The sequence below is a fragment of the Lysinibacillus sp. NPDC097231 genome (genome assembly GCF_044761885.1).
Taxonomy (GTDB): Bacteria; Bacillota; Bacilli; order Bacillales_A; family Planococcaceae; genus Lysinibacillus.
The window spans coordinates 60,969-77,821 of the sequence record NZ_JBIWDH010000015.1 but is presented as its reverse complement, the minus strand read 5'-3'; the positions used below and the strand labels follow the sequence as shown (position 1 = coordinate 77,821).

At 37.2% G+C, this 16,853-nt stretch carries 13 protein-coding genes; 12 read left to right on the top strand and 1 reads right to left on the bottom strand.

Annotated elements, in window-relative coordinates; all coding sequences use genetic code 11:
- The first annotated feature begins 90 nt into the window (after window positions 1-90).
- The 11 genes from ACIQXF_RS11080 (at window position 91) to ACIQXF_RS11030 (ending at window position 12,829) form a co-directional block, all read left to right on the top strand.
- On the top strand, window positions 91-1,230 hold the full coding sequence (locus ACIQXF_RS11080) for a CamS family sex pheromone protein (protein WP_402782781.1): 1,140 nt from the start codon (window positions 91-93) through the stop codon (window positions 1,228-1,230).
- A gap of 752 nt (window positions 1,231-1,982) precedes the next feature.
- Window positions 1,983-2,270 carry an Asp-tRNA(Asn)/Glu-tRNA(Gln) amidotransferase subunit GatC gene (gene gatC, locus ACIQXF_RS11075; RefSeq protein ID WP_010857153.1) on the top strand — a complete coding sequence of 96 codons (288 nt, stop codon included), beginning with the start codon at window positions 1,983-1,985 and terminating at the stop codon, window positions 2,268-2,270.
- Window positions 2,271-2,294: 24 nt separating this feature from the next.
- The gene (gatA, locus tag ACIQXF_RS11070) at window positions 2,295-3,758 is read left to right on the top strand and encodes an Asp-tRNA(Asn)/Glu-tRNA(Gln) amidotransferase subunit GatA (RefSeq protein WP_402782779.1); all 1,464 of its coding nucleotides are present in this window, start codon (window positions 2,295-2,297) and stop codon (window positions 3,756-3,758) included.
- A gap of 1 nt (window position 3,759) precedes the next feature.
- Window positions 3,760-5,187 (top strand): Asp-tRNA(Asn)/Glu-tRNA(Gln) amidotransferase subunit GatB, encoded by a 1,428-nt coding sequence (gene gatB, locus ACIQXF_RS11065; protein WP_402782777.1) that lies wholly within the window; start codon window positions 3,760-3,762, stop codon window positions 5,185-5,187.
- Between the two features lie 171 nt (window positions 5,188-5,358).
- On the top strand, window positions 5,359-5,919 hold the full coding sequence (locus tag ACIQXF_RS11060; RefSeq protein WP_402782775.1) for a thioredoxin family protein: 561 nt from the start codon (window positions 5,359-5,361) through the stop codon (window positions 5,917-5,919).
- Between the two features lie 91 nt (window positions 5,920-6,010).
- Window positions 6,011-6,925 carry a diacylglycerol kinase gene (locus ACIQXF_RS11055; protein ID WP_402782773.1) on the top strand — a complete coding sequence of 305 codons (915 nt, stop codon included), beginning with the start codon at window positions 6,011-6,013 and terminating at the stop codon, window positions 6,923-6,925.
- A 335-nt stretch (window positions 6,926-7,260) separates the two neighbouring features.
- The gene (locus ACIQXF_RS11050; protein ID WP_402782771.1) at window positions 7,261-8,607 is read left to right on the top strand and encodes a cytochrome ubiquinol oxidase subunit I; all 1,347 of its coding nucleotides are present in this window, start codon (window positions 7,261-7,263) and stop codon (window positions 8,605-8,607) included.
- Entirely contained in the window at window positions 8,604-9,629 is a 1,026-nt protein-coding gene (locus ACIQXF_RS11045; RefSeq protein ID WP_402782769.1) for a cytochrome d ubiquinol oxidase subunit II, read from the top strand. Before ACIQXF_RS11050 ends, ACIQXF_RS11045 begins: the two co-directional genes overlap by 4 nt.
- A 13-nt stretch (window positions 9,630-9,642) precedes the next feature.
- Window positions 9,643-9,765, top strand: coding sequence for a cytochrome bd oxidase small subunit CydS family protein (gene cydS / locus ACIQXF_RS11040; RefSeq protein WP_402782767.1), 123 nt, complete (start codon window positions 9,643-9,645; stop codon window positions 9,763-9,765).
- A 352-nt stretch (window positions 9,766-10,117) separates the two neighbouring features.
- Window positions 10,118-11,485: a 23S rRNA (uracil(1939)-C(5))-methyltransferase RlmD gene (rlmD, locus tag ACIQXF_RS11035; protein WP_402782827.1), complete on the top strand. Its 1,368-nt coding sequence runs from the start codon at window positions 10,118-10,120 to the stop codon at window positions 11,483-11,485.
- A gap of 336 nt (window positions 11,486-11,821) precedes the next feature.
- Window positions 11,822-12,829, top strand: a complete 1,008-nt coding sequence (locus ACIQXF_RS11030; protein WP_402782765.1) for a hypothetical protein — start codon at window positions 11,822-11,824, stop codon at window positions 12,827-12,829.
- Between the two features lie 731 nt (window positions 12,830-13,560).
- Here the strand turns inward: ACIQXF_RS11030 and ACIQXF_RS11025 are convergent.
- The gene (locus tag ACIQXF_RS11025) at window positions 13,561-14,856 is read right to left on the bottom strand and encodes a S8 family peptidase (protein WP_402782763.1); all 1,296 of its coding nucleotides are present in this window, start codon (window positions 14,854-14,856) and stop codon (window positions 13,561-13,563) included.
- A gap of 138 nt (window positions 14,857-14,994) precedes the next feature.
- Between ACIQXF_RS11025 and ACIQXF_RS11020 the strand changes: the two genes are divergently transcribed.
- Window positions 14,995-16,215: a helix-turn-helix domain-containing protein gene (locus ACIQXF_RS11020; RefSeq protein WP_402782761.1), complete on the top strand. Its 1,221-nt coding sequence runs from the start codon at window positions 14,995-14,997 to the stop codon at window positions 16,213-16,215.
- The last annotated feature ends 638 nt before the right edge of the window (window positions 16,216-16,853 follow it).

Below are 16,853 nucleotides of genomic sequence, written 5' to 3'. Positions count from 1 at the left end.
ATGTTAAATAGTCAATGCCTACTCTCATTTCACAACTAGGCGGTGCCTGATTCTAGCAGAAATTCTATATCAGTAAAGGAGTACTAAAAAATGAAGTCAATTCGACTCATTCCAGCAATTGTCGCTGCTGCAATGCTAGTCGGCTGTGTGCCTTCTAATAAGAAGGAGACAGAGCTTACACAGGAGACGCAACAGGAAAAAGCGGAAACAACGATTATTCCAAGCTTACAGATTGATGAATCATATTATAAGACCCTCATCCCTTATAAAGAAAGTGCAAGCAGAGGGCTAGTAGTTTCAAATATGTTTACGAAATATGATATGAAGGAAGTTGAAACAGGATTGATGCGTCTTTCTCAAAATGAGTTTGATACAGAAAACTACTTCTTCCAAGAAGGGCAATATTTAGCCGAAAGCACAGTGACCAATTACCTGAAGCGTAGTTCACAAGATAAGGATGGTTTAAATCCTCCAACAACGGACTCCATGCCGGCAGAGGAACGTGCCATAAAGGCACCAATTTATTTATCGCATATTGTTGAGCAAAATTATTTAACAAAAACAAGTGATAATAAGGTGAAATTAGGCGGTATTTCCATAGGGCTTGCCTTAAACTCTATTTATTATTATCAAAAAGAAAAGTATGGAGAGTACTACGAGGAGCCAATTTCTGAGGCAACACTTATCGAGCAAGGGAAGAAGATGGCCGCTGAAATTGTGTCTCGCCTAAGAACTCGTGATGAATTGAAAGATATACCGATAGTAGTAGGCTTGTTTAAACAAAAAGCTCGCAATGACATTATCCCAGGAACATACTTTAGCTATGGCATAGCAAAAGCTGGACAAAATGATATAGCTGATTGGAAAGGTATTGACGAAGAGTATGTGCTGTTCCCGACGGACGAATCAATGGATGTCTATCGTGATGTTAGCAACAACTTTAAAAATTTCAAACAAGATATAGATAAATATTTTTCTAACTACACTAGTGTAATAGGAACAGGCTTCTATCAAAATAAAAAAATTCAAAAACTAAACATCGAAGTACCAATCCAATTCTTCGGTCAAGCTGAAATTACAGGCTTTACTCAATATTTAACAGGTGTTCTTATCAATCAATTTGATAACATCAATGTTGAAGTAAGCATTAGCTCAATAAACGGTCCAGAGGCATTAATCATTAAGAAAGCCAACGAAAAGGAACCATACGTGCATATCTATAATTACTAAAATATAGTCAGCCTAGTGCTGACTATATTTTTATGTGGAAAGATAAAGTGATGGATAGAATTGGCGGAGTGACGTATAGAAAGTCAAGTGATGGATAGAACCGACTTAGTGAAGGATAGAAACATCGAAGTGATGGATAGAACGCTAAGTGACGGATAGAAACATCGAAGTGGCGGTTAGAAACAACGGAGCGACGGATAGGACGCCAAGCGATGGATAGAATCGATGAATTGACGGATAGAAAAGCCAAAGTGCCGGATAGAATGGACGAAGTGGCAGATAGAAAGTCAAGTGATGGATAGAACCATCGAATTGACGGATAGAACGCCAAAGTGAAGGAAAGAAACAACGGAGCGCCGGATAGGACGCTAAGTGATGGATGGAATCATCAAAGCGGCGGATAGAAAGTCAAAGTGATGAATAGAACTGACGGAATGAAGGATAGAAAAACCGAAGAGGCGGATAGAAACAACGGAGCGACGGATAGGACGCTAAGTGCCGGATAGAACTATCAAAGCGGCGGATAGAACCATCAAAGCAATAGATAAAATCATCAAACAGAACGATAGAACGTCATAAGAACGTCATAAAAGAGATACACTTTGTCGTAGTAGCGAAAGTTTCTATATTTTTGGTGAAAGTTGTGATTTTTAATATGAAAAATGTTATGATTATTTGCATGGTCAACTTTATTCAACCCTATTGTTGTCGACAAAAACAAAGAATTGAATGAGTATTCGGAGGTGTGAAAAATGGCGAAATTAACAAAAGAAGAAGTAAAGCACGTTGCAAATTTAGCACGTCTTGCAATCACGGAAGAGGAAGCTGAGAAATTTGCAGAGCAGCTTGGTAAAATTACAGACTTTGCAGAGCAATTAAACGAGTTAGATACAACGAATGTTGAACCAACAACTCATGTTTTACCACTAGTAAACGTAATGCGTGAAGATGTGGCAACAAAAGGCTTAGATCGTGAAGTAATGATGTTAAACGTAAAAGAACAAGAAGATGGTCAAGTAAAAGTACCAGCTATCATGTAATACTAAAACATAGGAGGATTCCTCATGACGTTATTTGAACGTTCAGCAAAGGAGCTACAAGCTGATATTAAAGCTGGTAACTTAACAATCGCTGATTTAACAAAAGAAGCATACGAGCGTATTGCAAAGCTTGACAACGATGTACAATCGTTCCTTGCTTCAAACGAAGAAAAAGCAACTGCACAAGCGGCTGAAATGGATAAAGTACCATTTGAAGAACGTGGACCACTTTTCGGTCTTCCTATCGGTGTAAAAGACAACATCGTGACAGAAGGCTTAGAGACAACTTGTGCTTCTAAAATTCTAGAAGGCTTTATGCCAATTTACGATGCAACAGTAGTGAAAAAGCTTCGTGAGGCTGGTATGGTCACTATTGGTAAATTAAACATGGACGAGTTTGCAATGGGTTCTTCAAATGAAAACTCATACTATAAAACGACTAAAAATCCATGGAACTTAAACCACGTGCCAGGTGGATCTTCAGGTGCATCTGCGGCAGCAGTAGCAGCAGGTGAAGTACCATTCTCACTTGGTTCTGATACAGGTGGTTCAATCCGTCAACCAGCAGCTTATTGCGGTGTTGTAGGGATGAAGCCTACATACGGTCGTGTATCTCGTTTTGGTCTAGTTGCATTTGCATCTTCTTTAGATCAAATCGGACCAATTACACGTAATGTTGAAGACAATGCTCTTTTACTGGAAGCGATTGCGGGATTAGATTCTAATGATTCAACTTCTGCAAATGTAGAGGTACCAAACTATGTATCGGCTCTTACAGGCGATGTAAAAGGCTTACGTATTGCTGTGCCAAAGGAATTCCTTGGTGAGGGTGTTGGCGAAGCAGCACGTCAATCAGTGCTTGATGCATTAGAAGTATTAAAAGGCTTAGGTGCTACAGTAGAAGAAGTATCACTTCCGCACTCGAAATATGCTCTAGCAGCGTACTATATCCTTTCTTCATCTGAGGCGTCTTCTAACCTTTCTCGTTTTGACGGTATCCGTTATGGCTTCCGCGCAGAAAACGTGAATAATTTAATGGACCTTTATAAAGAGACTCGTGCACAAGGCTTTGGTGATGAAGTAAAACGTCGTATCATGCTTGGTACTTACTCACTAAGTGCAGGTACTTATGATGCTTACTATAAAAAAGCTCAACAAGCACGTACACTTATCAAAGCAGACTATGACAAAGTATTTGAAGACTTTGACGTAATCATTGGACCTACTGCTCCAACGCCAGCTTTCAAAATTGGTGAGAACATCGATGATCCAATGACGATGTATGCAAACGATATTTTAACGATTCCTATGAATTTAGCTGGTGTACCAGCCATTTCAATTCCATGTGGTTTTGAAAATGGTCTACCACTAGGCTTACAAATTATCGGTAAATATTTCGATGAAGCAACAATTTACCGTGTAGCTCATGCTTTCGAACAAGCAACGGAGTTCCATAAACAAGTTCCTCAAATTTGGGAGGGAAAATAACATGAACTTTGAAACAGTCATTGGTTTAGAAGTACACGTTGAGTTAAAAACTAACTCAAAAATCTTCTCGTCAGCACCAGCTCATTTCGGTGCTGAACCAAATACAAATACAACAGTTATCGACTTAGGGTATCCTGGTGTTCTGCCAGTACTAAATAAAAATGTTGTAGATTTCGCAATGCGTGCAGCACTTGCACTAAACATGGAAATCGAACAAGAAACAAAATTTGACCGTAAAAACTACTTCTATCCAGATAATCCGAAAGCATATCAAATTTCTCAATTTGATAAACCAATCGGTAAAAATGGCTGGGTTGATATCGAAGTAGATGGTTACACAAAACGTATCGGTATCACACGTCTTCATATGGAAGAAGATGCTGGTAAACTGTCTCACAGTGGCGACCACTCTTTAGTTGACTTTAACCGTCAAGGTACACCACTTGTAGAAATCGTTTCTGAGCCAGATATTCGCACACCAAACGAAGCGTATGCGTATCTTGAAAAAGTAAAATCAATCATTCAATATGCAGATGTTTCAGACTGTAAAATGGAAGAGGGATCTTTACGTTGTGATGCCAACATCTCAATCCGCCCATATGGTCAAGAAGAATTCGGTACGAAAACAGAGCTTAAAAACTTGAACTCCTTTAACTATGTTCGTCGTGGTTTAGAGCATGAGGAATTACGTCAAGCTGATGTTCTTCTTTCGGGTGGGGTAATTGAGCAAGAAACTCGCCGCTTTGATGAAAAAACAGGTAAAACTATCCTTATGCGTGTTAAAGAAGGAACTGATGATTACCGCTACTTCCCAGAGCCAGACTTAGTACGTTTATCAATCGATGATGAATGGTTAGAGCGTGTAAAATCAGAAATTCCTGAACTTCCAGATGCTCGTAAAAAACGCTATGTTGAGGAACTAGGCTTAACACCATATGATGCTGGAGTTCTTGTTATTTCAAAAGAAATCTCAGACTTCTTCGAGGCGATGGTAGCTAAAGACGCGGATGCCAAGCTTTCTGCAAACTGGCTTATGGGTGATGTTTCTGCCTACTTAAATGCAGAACAAAAAGATCTTAAAGATACTGCGTTAACACCAGAAAACCTTGCTGAAATGGTGAAATTAATCACTGATGGTACAATTTCTTCTAAAATCGGTAAAAAAGTATTTGCTGAACTAGTAGAAAATGGCGGTTCTGCACAAGACATCGTTAAAGCAAAAGGGTTAGTTCAAATTTCTGATGAAGGCGCATTACTTGCAATCGTGACAGAAGTTTTGGACAACAATGCACAATCAATCGAAGACTTCAAAAACGGTAAGGATCGCGCTATCGGCTTCTTAGTTGGTCAAATTATGAAAGCAACTAAAGGTCAAGCAAACCCACCAATGGTTAATAAATTATTACAACAAGAAATTGCAAAACGCTAAGTCTTGTTGCATCGAAAAGTCAGGAGAGCAAAATTGCTTTCTTGACTTTTTATTTACAAAAAATGTACATACTAACTGGGATTTGAATCTGACAGCACATAATAGTTGTCTAAAAAGAGTATTCATAGCAAAATATAGAATAGAGCACGATATATCTAAGGGGGACAATCGATGAAAACTGAACAGCAATATTTCAATGATGCAATTTCAATTCAGCAATATATGGATAATATGACTACGTTGAAAGAAGAGAGCTTCCGTATTTATGATGGCTTCGAAGTGCCAACGAATGATGGATTTATCGAGTTATTAAAGGACAAGCAATCAAAAATTTTAACAATTACTGAGGATTGGTGCGGGGACGCAATGCTAAACAATCCAATTATTCGCCGTGTAGCGGAGGCAGCAGGATTAGAAATGCGTGCCGTACTACGTGATGCTGATACAGATTTAATCGATCGCTATTTAACAAATGGAGGCCGTGCGATTCCAATTTACATTTTATTAGACAATGCTGGACAAGTCATTGGAAAATGGGGACCACGTGCACCAGAATTACAGGAATTAGTTGTGAGCAAACGAGCTAGCTTGCCTGATAAAGAAGATCCTTCATTTGGGGATGCACAAAAGGCGTTATATGCAGAAATACAAGAGGAAAATATGACAAATAAATCATATTGGACATTTGTTTATGAGGACTTTAAAAAGCAAATAACAGCTGCATTGCAATAATTGTGTCATCGGACATATTTAAGGTAAATGCAACATTTCAACGTATAAATCGTTGAATAAATAGAATCTTATGAAGCAAAGAAGGTATGTTATGAAACGAGCAAGAATCATTTATAATCCGACATCTGGACGTGAAGTGTTTAAAAAGCATCTACCAGAGGTATTGGAAAAACTAGAGGTAGCAGGGTATGAGACATCTTGTCACGCAACAACATGTGAAGGCGATGCAACCATTGCAGCAAAAAATGCGGTAGAGCGTGGCTTTGATATAATCATTGCGGTTGGTGGAGACGGCACATTAAATGAAGTTGTTTCAGGTGTAAGCCCATATGAAAAACGTCCGAAAGTTGGTCTAATTCCGATGGGTACAACGAATGATTTTGCCCGTGCTGTGCATATCCCACGAAATATTGTAGATGCCGTTGACATTATTATAAAAGGTGAGACGTTACCAGTTGATGTTGGTTTATTAAATGGGGAACGCTATTTCATCAATATTGCTGCTGGCGGACGCATTACTGAGTTAACTTACGAAGTGCCAAGTAAAATGAAAACAATGCTAGGACAGCTAGCTTATTACTTAAAAGCTGTAGAAATGATTCCATCACTTAAAGCCTCTCACATGCGTATCGAATATGATGGTGAAGTATTTGATGGGGATGCCATGATGTTTTTATGTGGCTTAACGAATTCAGTGGGTGGCTTTGAAAAGCTTGCCCCCGATGCAAGTATTAATGATGGCTACTTTACTTTATTAGTATTGAAGAAAGTGAGCCTACCAGAATTTATTCAGCTTGCTGCAATGGCACTGAGAGGCGAGCATTTAAACGATGATCGTGTTATTTATAAAAAAGCAAGTGTCGTAAAAGTAACTACTGAAGACGAAATACATTTAAACTTAGATGGTGAATATGGTGGAGATGCCCCTGCAACATTTGAAAACCTAAAGCGCCATATTGAAATTTTTGTTCCTCTTGCAGATATTCGTGAGGAAGATCGCATATAGTTTTGAGAGTGCAGCTAAAAGCCAAGGTTTTTTCACTTTTTACCATATAAATCCTCTGGAATTAGGATTGTGAATGAAATAAGAAAAATGTTTGGCAAATGTGCGTATATTACTTGAACAAAATTTGAAACCTTTATAATAGGCCGAAATTTCGGTCCATTATAAAGGTTTTTTCCGTTGTAATAGTGGAAAATGGGGGTATGGAAAAGGGAAAGGAAGTGTTGTCTTTGTATAAGTCACAGGAAAGAAAGCTAATATGGCTTAGCTTTGGTGTTGCAATAATTATGCTACTTTCCATACTTGGAAGAATATTTGGAAGTTAGGGGGGCAATGTGATGATCAATGAATCAGCAGTCTTTTGGAGTAGAGCGTTAACGGAGCTAACTTTATCGTTCCATATTATTTATGCAACGATTGGTGTGGGTGTCCCGTTAATGATCATGATTGCGCAATGGACTGGGTATAAAAAGAATGATGAGCACTATATTCTAATGGCAAGACGTTGGGCACGTGGTTTTGTCATTACAGTTGCGGTCGGAGTTGTGACAGGAACAGCGATTGGCCTACAGTTATCTTTGCTATGGCCAAATTTTATGCAACTCGCTGGCCAAACAATTGCATTACCACTTTTTATGGAAACGTTTGCATTTTTCTTTGAAGCCATTTTCTTGGGCATTTATTTGTATACTTGGGATCGTTTCGAAAGTCAAAAAAAGCATATGCTACTATTAATTCCAGTTGCTGTAGGTGCTTCCATGTCCGCTGTGTTTATTACAATTGTCAACGCGTTTATGAATGCACCACAAGGATTTGACATTGTAGACGGTCAGCTTGTGAATATTCAACCTTTTTTAGCAATGTTTAATCCAGCAATGCCAACAAAGGTAGCGCATGTTCTCGTTACAGCTTATATGACATCTGCCTTTGTGTTAGCGGCAATTGCAGGATATCGTATGCTAAGAGGTTCTAAGCATGTGTATCATAAAAAGTCAATGCTATTACTTATGAAGATTGGTCTGATTTTCTCCATTGCATCAGCGATTATTGGAGACTTTTCAGGAAAATATTTAGCAGAATATCAGCCAGAAAAACTAGCTGCAGTTGAATGGCATTTTGAAACAGAAGACAAAGCGTCACTTATTCTGTTTGGTGTATTAGACGGAAAAGAAGTAAAATACGCCATTAAAGTACCTTATGCTCTTAGTATTTTAGCGCATAATAATCCAATGGCAGAGGTAATTGGTTTAGATCAGTTTGAGGAAGAAGATCAGCCACCACTGTACATTCATTACCTCTTTGATCTTATGGTGTTTATAGGTATGTTCATGGTACTCGTTTCATTGCTTTACGTAGTTGGGAAAGTACGTAGCTGGCAGTTTATTCATACACGGTGGTTTAGATGGATTATTGTTGCAGGTGGACCGCTGTCAATCATTGCTATTGAAGCAGGCTGGTGGCTCACAGAAGTTGGACGACAGCCCTGGATTTTATATGGTTTAATGCGAACACCGCAAGGAGCTACAACAAGTGACCATGTGGATTTAATGATGCTATTGTTTACAGGTGTGTATGCTGTATTGGGAATAGGAAGTATTGTGGTTCTAGTCCGTATGTTCAAAAAGAATCCAATTGAACGTGAAATTGAAGAGCGCCATTCTGAAAAAGGCGGTGACATCCTATGACATTAGAGATTTTAGGCATTTCGGTTTTATGGATTTTCCTATTTGGCTATGTCATTGTAGCATCGATTGATTTTGGAGCAGGCTTCTTTAATGCCTATAGTCTACTCATTGGGAAAAATCATATTTTAACAAACATTATTAAACGTTATTTATCACCTGTTTGGGAAGTGACGAATGTCTTTTTAGTATTCTTCTTCGTAGGGATTATTGGCTTTTTCCCACAAACAGCCTTCTATTACGGAACGATTTTACTTGTTCCAGTCAGTATATCACTCGTGCTGCTTGCAATAAGAGGCTCCTACTATGCGTTTGAATCATATGGCTCACGTGGACATATCGGTTACACATTGACGTATGGTGTGGCAGGCTTACTTATTCCAGCCTCACTTTCTGTAATATTTGCCATTGCTGGCGGTGGCTATGTGGATATCGTAGATGGGCAACCTGAATTAAACTACTGGACATTATACACGAGCACATTTGCCTGGAGTATTGTCGTGTTGAGCATTGCAGCAGTGTTATATATTTCAGCAGTGTTTTTAACATGGTATGCACATACAGCAAAAGATATAGAAGCAACAAAATTAATGCGAAAATATGCTCTCATTTGGGCAGCTCCTTTAATGATAAGTGCGCTTGGCATAATGTACGAAATGAAATCCATCAACCCTGAGAGTTATAACAATATGGTTGATCTATGGTGGTTGTTCGCCATTTCAGCTGTACTGTTTGTTATTACAGTAGTGTTAATATGGATGAAAAAAAATTACGGTCTTGCTGTAGGACTATTAATTGCACAATTTGCAGTAGCGTTCTTTGCTTACGGCATCGCACAATATCCTTATTTACTTTATCCGTATTTAACGATTTACGATAGCTTTACAAGTACACAAATGGCGATTGCACTAGTCATTGCGTTTATTTTAGGACTATGTCTGCTTATTCCTTCACTGTATTTATTGTTGAAACTATTCCTATTCAACAAAAAATACGTGACAGGAAAAGAAGACAATCATGCATAGGAGGTTAGAGTAAATGGAACAATTTCTCATGTTTTACGCACCATTTATCGTTGTTATCCTCGGAATTGCCCTTGCTTTCTGGTGGGCTCCGAGAGATTACCATATAGCAAAAGACGAAGATAAGAGTCGCGATTAGCGGCTCTTTTTCTAAATGGCAGGAAAAGGTCTGTAACGAAGATGAAACTGCTCGGGTTAAGGGTAAAATCGCTCAAGTCGAAGAAGAAACTGCTCGGGTAAAGAGTAGAACTGCTCAGGTCGAAGAAGAAACTGCTCGGGTAAAAGGTAAAATCGCTCAGGTCGGAGGTAAAACTGCTCAGGTAAAGAATAAGTCGCTCAGATCGGAGGTAAACCCGCTTGAGTAAAGTTCTGGTGACAATTAAGTCGAAAATATTATCGCTCTGTAAATAGACCTTGCAATATCAAGCCTTGTTCTTTTTTCATCCGCCAACACATGCTACAATAAGGAGATTGAAATGGAGGATGTACGAATGTCAGCACCCGTGAAAAAAAATGATCGACTAACAGTTTATATAGAAGATTTAACTCATGATGGCAATGGTGTCGCAAAGGTTGATGGCTATCCGTTATTTATTCAAGGCGCGCTTCCGAATGAATCCGCGGAAGTTCACGTCATGAAAACGTTAAAAAATTACGGCTTTGCAAAAGTAGTGGAAATTGTCAAACCATCACCAGATCGTGTAGATGCGCCTTGTGAATATTTTAAGCAATGTGGAGGCTGCCAATTACAGCACCTGTCTTATGAAGGACAGTTAAAATGGAAAGAAAACATGGTGCGTAATGTTATGCAGCGCATTGGTAAAATTGATGCGCCTGTTCTAGCTGTGAAAGGCATGGAAGAGCCTTGGCAATATCGTAATAAAGCACAAATCCCATTCTCCTCGAATGAAGCAGGACAAGCAATTGCGGGTTTCTACAAAACGAAGTCTCATATCATTGTGGATATGGAGCGTTGCTTGATTCAAACAGGGGAAGCGGACGCTATTCTTGTGGGCTTAAAAAATGAATTAGCTGCAATAGGTATTCGACCATACAATGAGCTAGCGCACGAGGGAATGCTACGCCACGTTGTCATTCGTAAAGCTCGAGCAACTGGTGAGGTCATGGTTGTACTCGTGACTAAAAAGAAAAAGTTCCCTCAAAAAGAAGCAGCTGTAGCGACAATACAAAAGCTTGTCCCGAATGTCACTTCAATTATGCAAAACGTTAACAGCGACAAAACGAACGTTATTTTTGGTGATGAAACCGTAAACCTGTGGGGCAAGGACGTTATTATTGATACAATTGGCGATGTGCGCTTTGAAATTTCAGCTCGTTCATTCTATCAAGTCAACCCTGAGCAGACGGAAGTCCTTTACAAACAAGCATTAGACTACGCTGACTTACAGGGAGATGAAAGAGTAATTGATGCTTACTGTGGAATTGGTACCATCTCTTTATTCCTTGCACAAAAAGCAAAGGCCGTAATGGGTGTTGAAATTGTTCCACAAGCAATTGAAGACGCAAAACGTAACGCAGCATTAAATGGTTTTACGAATACGTATTTTGAGGCAGGCCCAGCAGAGGAAATTATTCCACGCTGGTATGAGGAAGGGAAAGAAGCGGATGTTCTAGTAGTTGACCCTCCACGTAAAGGCTGTGATGAAGAACTTCTAAAAACAATTTTAGTGCAACGTCCAAAGCGAGTTGTCTATGTGTCCTGTAATCCAGCAACACTAGCACGTGACCTACGTATTTTGGAGGATGGGGGCTATCAAACACAGGAGATTCAGCCAGTGGATATGTTCCCGCATTCAACACATTGTGAAGCGGTGGCTTGGCTTGAACTAGCTGACTAAACCTAATTTAAGCGTGTTTTTCAACGTATGCTTTATTAGGGTTTGTCTTTGGTATAGCTAACTTAATATTGGTTGAAACGTAAGCGTTAAATAGCGTTAAACCTGTTATTTAGGGGGCGCTATTGTTATAGTGTTTCTACAACTGTTGGTTTTTTAGGAATATGACAATTAGACGGTATTTTAACACTTAAAGAAACTCGCTTAATTTATAAAGATGGCCGTTTACCAAGTAGGCTAGAGGCTACAACATTATTTGTTGATATGCCGGAGGAAGATATTCGGGTTAAGGTATCACAGCAAAAGAAAAAAGGATATATTAAAGGGATTTTTGAGTAAGTGAACGGATATTTATATTTAAAACCTAAGTATGAAGATATGAAAGAGCGATTGCGTATAGAAAGTTTTGAAAAGTATAGACGGATAGATGGTGAAGAGGGTTTTTTAGAAAGATTTTCAGAAGAATATGAAGCAGACATAGAGAAAATTATAGGGGACGAAATAACCTTTGAAGAAATTGGAAAAATAAATGATATCAATCCACGCATTTTAAAAACAGCATTTCAATTAATACCGTTAGATACTAATAATGACGTTCATAAGCATTTAATCAAAAATATAATAATAGTTTTTGCTGAGAAGCTATTATTGGATGATAGAAGAAATAGAATGGATTATGAAGTTAGTCGTGATTTTCTAGTAAAGTTAGCAGAAATTATTTTATCTTCTTCAAGTGATGACATACCAGAATATTTAAGTCCGTTTATAACAAAATTTAATAATAATGAATCTATGGCTGACTTATTTAAAGAATTTATTTATGTAGAAGATATTCTAAAAAAATATGATAACTTTTGGTTGGTATGGGATTTATTTTTCGAAAAAGTTGTTGAGTTAAATAATAAACGAAAAAATAGTTATGGTAATTCGCGAATCATCAAAAGCTACCTTTTTGCCGAAACATTATGGAATGATAACATTAAAGAATGGTATTCTTTAACTGAACAAAATAAAAGGTTTTTAATGAAAGTTACAAGACGATTAGGAGATGCACCAGCAGTTCTATATTCTATCGCAAAATTATTAGATGGATTTGGACAAAAATTTATTACTGACGGAATATCTTGGATTTCACGTATGTTATTAGAAAATCAAAGTTTATGGAGTGCTGAATTAGAAGATTATACTGTATATTATTTAGAAAATGTTATTAAAAGCTATATTCATATCAATCGGGAAAATATACGAAGAGAAGTTAGATTAAAGGGAGAAGTTATAATTGTACTGGATTTCCTAGTTGAAAAGGGATCGGTAGCTGGATATATGTTAAGGGAAAGCATATTATGAAAGATATAATTTGTTTTAAAGACTGATATAGAGGACGATTTTTTAGAGGTAATTTATAGTTAATTATAGGTGACTCTTATACATCTTTATTTTTCAATTATCCACGCTCAGCACTCGTGGCATTGTGAAGCGGTTGCATGGTTGGAATTAAAATGATGAAAAAAGAGGCTCGATTCCCTGACCTTGGAGTCGAGCCTCTATAACTAATCCCACCAACATCCTTTGTGTTGCCACATACACTCCACACATTGTGAAGGGGTGACTTGGTTGGAGTTGGTATAATGAAAAAGAACAAATTTCCGATGGTGGGAATTCGTTCTTTTTTCTTTCTTCTAGTTCTAAAAAGGATTAAAGATATTTTTGGTGAAAGTATTGAACAGGGCAGGTTAGTTAAGAAGAGAAATAAGAGATTAATTTATTTGTTGTAATAGTGTTAAACTTAATAGTCATATTTTTATCTTTTTGGTGGAAAAATTGATATTAGTCAGTTCTTTGGGTTAAAGGTTAGATATAACGGTTCAGATAGTTTAGATAATCGAATATATCATAGAACCCAAAAAAAGTAAGGGGTTGTCCCATAAGTCCCTTTTGGAGTAAAATCACATGAAATTGAAGAGGCAGAAACGTTGATTTGACAACGTTTCTGCCTTTCACTTTTTATTTATTTTTGGTTAAAAACCCTCTTTTTGGACAGCTCCTTACTAATGTTAATATGCTTCACCTTTTGACAATTATTGAACGCGAGCAAATCCAAATCCTGAAGCGTAGTCATCACCTGTAGCAGCGCCATAACCACCTTGAATATCTACTGATTTTGCTCTCATTTGTAAGTTAGAACGTAGTTGCGTGTGAGACCAGGACGGATTTTCAGCCCAAATTTTTGCTGCTAAACCAGAGACATGAGGAGTAGCCATTGATGTGCCGCTGATTGTATTATAACCGCCATTATACCATGTTGAATAAACTGATGAGCCAGGAGCCGAGACTTCAATATCACCTTCCTGGATTACATAATCTCCAGCTGTAGATACATAACCACGTGAAGAATAGTCAGCTACACGATACGTCCCATTTTGTTGTACATTTTCTAAAGATGCAACGGCGATTGCATTTGGTAATGCTCCTGGATAACCAATTGTTCCTTGCGCATAACCTGAATTACCAGCTGCAGCTACTACTAGAACTCCTTTGCTGTATGCGTAATTGACAGCACTTGAAATGAGGCTGTTATTTGCTGAAGAACCTAGAGACATACTAATAATTGTTTTTGTACCAGTAGCTGTTGCTTGATCTGCTGCATGTCGAATAGCAGCAGCAATATCATCTGAATATCCAGAGCCGCTATCTGATAACACTTTGTAAGCCCAAAGATCAGCATCTGGAGCAACACCGTAAACGCCTGCTTGATCGCTTCCACCATCAGCTAAGGCTGTACCAGCAACATGTGTACCATGTCCGTTTTTGTCTGTACAGCTATTGTTAATGGGTGTTGTAGCACCTGTAAAGTCTTTACATTGCTCTACGTTATTGACAAGGTCAGGATGAGAAGTGTTTACTCCCGTATCGAGTACGGCAATATTTATGTCACTTCCTCCAGTTGTAGATGTTAAAGTGTCATTGTTATAAATTGCTTTAATTCCCCAAGGTATTTGTTGAGAAGCTCTTAAAGAAATTACCGAATCCAAGACTTCATTTTCTACCATACTATCGTCTTCCAAACCTATCGTATCTAATGTAACGATAGGAACTTTTGTAACTGTAAAATTTTTATTCTTCTGTAATGCTTCGAATTGTTTTTCATTCATATCAGTTGAAAATCCGTTCTCTGTTAATTCCCAACGAGCAGAATATTGATCTTTTAATGTTGATTTTTCTGATTTGTTGTTTGCCTCAACATAAACACGGAATGTCTCCTGACCACCGTAGTTTTCTGAGCTATCTTCGCTATTCATCGTTGTTGCGTGCACCGGATTTATTACTGATCCTGCAATCAAAAGACCAAGCAACGTACTTTTCATTTTTTTCATTCGTCCTAACCCCTTTTCAAATTAAGTTATAGTAGTACTACAATTTGAATCTATCATAATTTCAGTTTTTTGATTATTGGGAAAATTTTGGGTATAATAAATGTAAAATATAGTCATTCGATACGGGAGGTTATGAGAATGAAAATAGGTTCATTAATTAAGTACTATCGTACAAAGTTAGGAATGACACAGAATTCGGTGGCGATGGGGATTTGCTCGATTCCTCATTTAAGTAAAATTGAGAATAATAATAAAGAAGCAAATAGCGAGACAATACGTCTATTGCTAGAACGATTAAATATTAGTATTCACGATGTAGAGAATAGCGAACAAAATATAATTTGCCTATTAAATAATTTACAAAAACATATAAATTACCTAGAGAATGAGAAAGTAAAAGAGACAGTGGGCAGATTAAAAGAATATGAAGAAATAATTGGTTTTACGGAATCTATTTATTTATATGAACTTTATAAGTTACGTTATTATGTGTTTGTTAACGAGCATAAATTAGCAGAAAATCAATTAAGATGGCTAAATGCCCACCGACAAAATTTTTCCCAACATGAAAGGTATTTACATTCATATTATTATGCATTAGTTTTAATAACGAAAGGTAAATATGAAGAAGCAGCTACAGAACTAACTCAAATACTTCAAATACATCCAGAACTAGGGTCACTAGAAGGAGAGTTTTACTACCATTTCGCTTTAATAAAAGGGCGGTTAGAAGAACCAAGCCAAGCAATTATTTATGGGAAAAAAGCTCTTCAATTCTATAAGGACCAATTTAATTTTAAAAGAATTATTTATACATTAATGTCTCTGGCACTCAATTACTCTCGAGGAAAAGTGTTTCAGGAAGCAATCGAAATCTATGAACATCTAGTGAGAAATGTGGAGCTATTACAGGAACAGCAGCTATTACCTACTATATATCACAATTTGGGGGATTTGTACCAAATGAGAGGGGAATATGAAAATGCATTAATTTACTTTGAAAAAAGCGCTTCGTTAATGTCAAAGAACTGTGATCATTATCTGCTTTGCTTATATAATTTAGGTGTTACACAATTTCGCTTAGAACAAGCGGAGAAAAGTATAAAAACCTTTACTATTCTAAAGGAAGAAGCAAAAAATAAGAAAAAATTAAGTTTTAATTTATTTGCTACTTTTTATTTATATTTGCTGGGAGAAGAAAAAAAGAAAGCAATGGATTTTTTAGAAGGGAGGTTAATTCCATTTACAGCAGATAATGAAGAATTAAAAGAAATACACCAACAATTTTCTTATTTATTGGGAGAGTATTATCGACAAGAAAAGAAGTTTGAGAAAGCTATGCAATTTATTGAAATCTAAAGGAGAGTGTGAATATGAAGAAAAATGCTGGACTATCAATCTTAATACTGAGTGCTGCAGTAATAATTATATCTATTCCAATTCATCCACCAGTTTTATTTTAAAGTTTATATCAAGGAAGAAAAAGGGGAAAGTAGTAGAAGGCAGTAGCTCTGATAGGGAGCTGCTTATTATTCCTTTGTAGAATACTCTTTTCTCAAGGGGTATAACGAGTAAGAAAAATATAGGGCTTAGAAATAATGCCAATAAGAAGATCATCTCCTCTCTATAAATCTCTAAGAGTGGAGATGATTTTGTTTTGGATATATCACTATAAAGATTGTAAAGAAAAATTGTCATGTAAGCGTAATTTTAGGTGGGGATACTTTATAAAATATAAAATTAGATTGGTGAATGAGAAAGATTTAGATGGACTATGTAATATGATTGTTTAGGCTAAATCCTAAAAACCGCTCTTTTATAATCATTACTCCAAAAAAAGTAAATAATATGGTGAATTAATTCTGCTGGTTCTTATTAGATGGATATGGAAAAATACAGACATTTACTTTTCCTACAATCTGGGCAGGAGTAGAGATTCCCCTCTTTGTAAAATCGCCAAACAGTATTTTCTTGTTCATACCTTTAAATATACGGAA